At 69.7% G+C, this 2,772-nt stretch carries 2 protein-coding genes; both read right to left on the reverse strand.

The features are described 5' to 3' along the window. Window positions 1-225: hypothetical protein (locus D7V93_RS41310; protein WP_208723320.1), on the reverse strand; the 225-nt coding region annotated here is incomplete at its 3' end. 466 nt (window positions 226-691) lie between these two features. Next, on the reverse strand, window positions 692-2,772 hold a 2,081-nt coding region (locus tag D7V93_RS47165; protein WP_244237814.1), incomplete at its 5' end, for an RCC1 domain-containing protein.

The raw sequence follows: 2,772 nt of genomic DNA on the forward strand, positions 1-2,772 counted from the left end.
CTGCCCGCCCGTCTTCACCAGGGCGTCGGTGCGCGTCGTCATGCCGGCGCCCGATACGGTGAGCTCCACCCGCGCCACGTCGCTGGCACTCAGCGCCTGCGGCATCGTCACCACCGCCTGCGCGCTTCCCTCCGCCACTTCCTGCTGCGCCCCACCGCACCCGGCCAATGCCAGCACCAAGCCCAAGGCCAGACACGCCAGCCCGCTTCGACTCTCTTGCCTCATGGACTTCTCCCCCGTATGCAACTGGTTGGGCCTCCCCGAGAGTCAATTCGCCCATGCGGACGGGTGCGCCTTCCCAGGAGAGGAGCGCTGGACTCTACAAGCAGCGCCTGTGCACCTGCTCCTGAGTCAGGCCTACGCCACGGCGGTCCGCGCGGACCTGGCTCTGTCCCCCGACGTTCGACGCGATGTGCAGTCGGCTGGGCCGACACGAAGCCCTTCGTCGCGGACTGTCGGCAGCTCGTCGTCACGCCCCATGTCGCGCGGCACGTGAGCTCCCGCCGCCGGTCGGCCATTGACGCACGCACGACGTGTCCTGGTGCCCGACCCACGACTGCTGGAAGCGCTGTCCCTGCCTACCGTGAATGCCCCGGGGGCGGCCCAGGCCCGCCATCCTCTTCCCCTGGGCCACGTCCGCAGACGTCTGCGATGTGCTGGATGCCGCCAGCCGCAGGAACTCAGTGCCTCGTCATAGATTCAAGCCCTGCACTTGCACGGGCATGTGGCGCTCCGAGGTCGTCCCGTCGCCGAGCTGGCCTTCGAGATTCTTTCCGGTAGCCCAGGCGGTGCCGTCCTGCTTCAGGGCGAGCGTGTGATTATTGCTGCTAGCCGTGAGGGCCGTGACGCTCGTCAGTCCCTGCACCTGCACCGGTGTGAAACGGGCGGTGACCGTCCCATCCCCGAGCTGTCCGCTGTTATTACGTCCCCAGGCCCAGGTGGTGCCGTCAGTCCTCAACGCCACGGTGTGGGCGCCGCCAGCGGAGATGGCCGCGATGCCCGTGAGTCCTTGCACCTGCACCGGCGTGCTGCGGTTGGTACGCGTCCCGTCCCCGAGCTGTCCCATGTCATTGAATCCCCAGGCCCTGACGGTGCCGTCCTGCTTCAAGGCGAGCGTGTGGCTGCCACCACTGGCGAGGGCCGTGACACCCGTCAGGCCCTGTACCTGCACTGGCGTGAGGCGGTCGGTGGCCGTCCCATCGCCAAGCTGGCCGTAGTTGTTGAATCCCCAGGCCCAGGCGGTGCCGTCCTGCTTCAAGGCGAGCGTGTGGGAGGCGCCAGCGGCGAGGGCCGTGACGCCCGTCAAACCCTGTACCTGTACCGGAGTGAGGCGGTCAGTGGTCGTCCCATCGCCAAGCTGGCCGGTGATGTTACTGCCCCAAGCCCAGACGGTGCCGTCCTGCTTCAGGGCGAGCGAATGGTAGAAGCCCACAGCGAGGGCCGTGACGCCCGTCAGGCCCTGTACCTGCACGGGATTGGGGCGGTCCGTGACCGTTCCGTCGCCGAGCTGGCCATTGACGTTGTAGCCCCAGGCCCAGACGGTGCCGTCCTGCTTCACGGCGAGCGAATGCTGGTAGCCAGCGGCGAGGGCCGCGACGCCCGTCAGACCTTGCACCGGCACCGGTGTGGAGCGGTTCGTGGCTGTTCCGTCTCCCAGTTGGCCGTAGGCGTTGCGGCCCCAGGCCCAGACGGTGCCGTCCTGCTTCGCGGCGAGATTATGAAACCCGCCCGCCACGAGACGAGCCCCGGGGCTCACGGCGCAGGCGGTGCCGCCCTGGAGGTCGAAGGCGACGCGGGTGGAGAGGCCGAGGGCGTTGGTGACGGTCGCCGTCACGGTGGGCGTGGCTCCCGCCGGCACGCACGCAGGTGCCGTCCAGAGGACCTGGCTCGTCGTGGCCGCGCTGGTAGCGGTGCCCAGCGTGCCGGTGCTGGTGGCCCAGGCGAAGGAAAGTGCACTGCCTTGCGGGTCCTTCATCCGCACGCGGAAGACGACGGTTTCGCCGCCCGCGGGGACCGACGCGACGGACTGGAAGGCATCCTCCACCTCGGGGGGGAAGCGCCCCGTGGTGGGCGACGTCGCCACGTAGATGCCCAGACTGCCCGTGCCCTGTCCGCCCCGGCCGTCCGAGGCCACCACGGTGAGGGTGCAGGTGCCGCCGGACGGCTGCGCCGAGGGCGTGAAGCTGGCGCTCGCCGAGGTGGCATTCGTCCACGTGCCCGTGCACGAGGCCGTCCACTGGTAGCCGAGGCTGTCCCCGTCGTTGTCGCTGGCGGCGGCCGTCACTGCGGTGGTCTGACCCACAGCGATGGACGAGGGCAGTGCCATCACCGTGGCCACCTGGGGCCAGGTATTGACGGCGACATTCACCGCTGCGCTACCGGCGCCGGTGCTCACCGTCACCGTGACACTGAGAGAGGCGGAGGCGCCCTTGGAGTCCGTCACCGTCAGCGTCAGTACCACCGGCCCTGCGGACGCCGGTGCTGTCCAGATGGTGGTGAGGCTGGCGGCCGCGTTGAAGATTCCGGTGCTGGCCGTCCAGGCGTACGTGAGGGTGTCGCCCGCGTTCGGGTCATCCGCGGTGGCCTGCAGGGCCACCACGCCGCCCGGGGCCACCGTGCCGGGACTGGCCACCAGGGAGGTAATCCGCGGTGCCGCGTTGTCGAAGGGCGCAGGCGGATTCACCTCCTGCAGCAGCAGCGTCACCGCCGTCGTCTGGCCCGCGAGGATGGTGACGGGCGTTACCTGGCCTTCGTAACGCAGGGTGTTGGAGG

Origin of the sequence: Corallococcus llansteffanensis (assembly GCF_003612055.1) — a bacterium.
In the GTDB taxonomy this organism is placed as follows: domain Bacteria; phylum Myxococcota; class Myxococcia; order Myxococcales; family Myxococcaceae; genus Corallococcus; species Corallococcus llansteffanensis.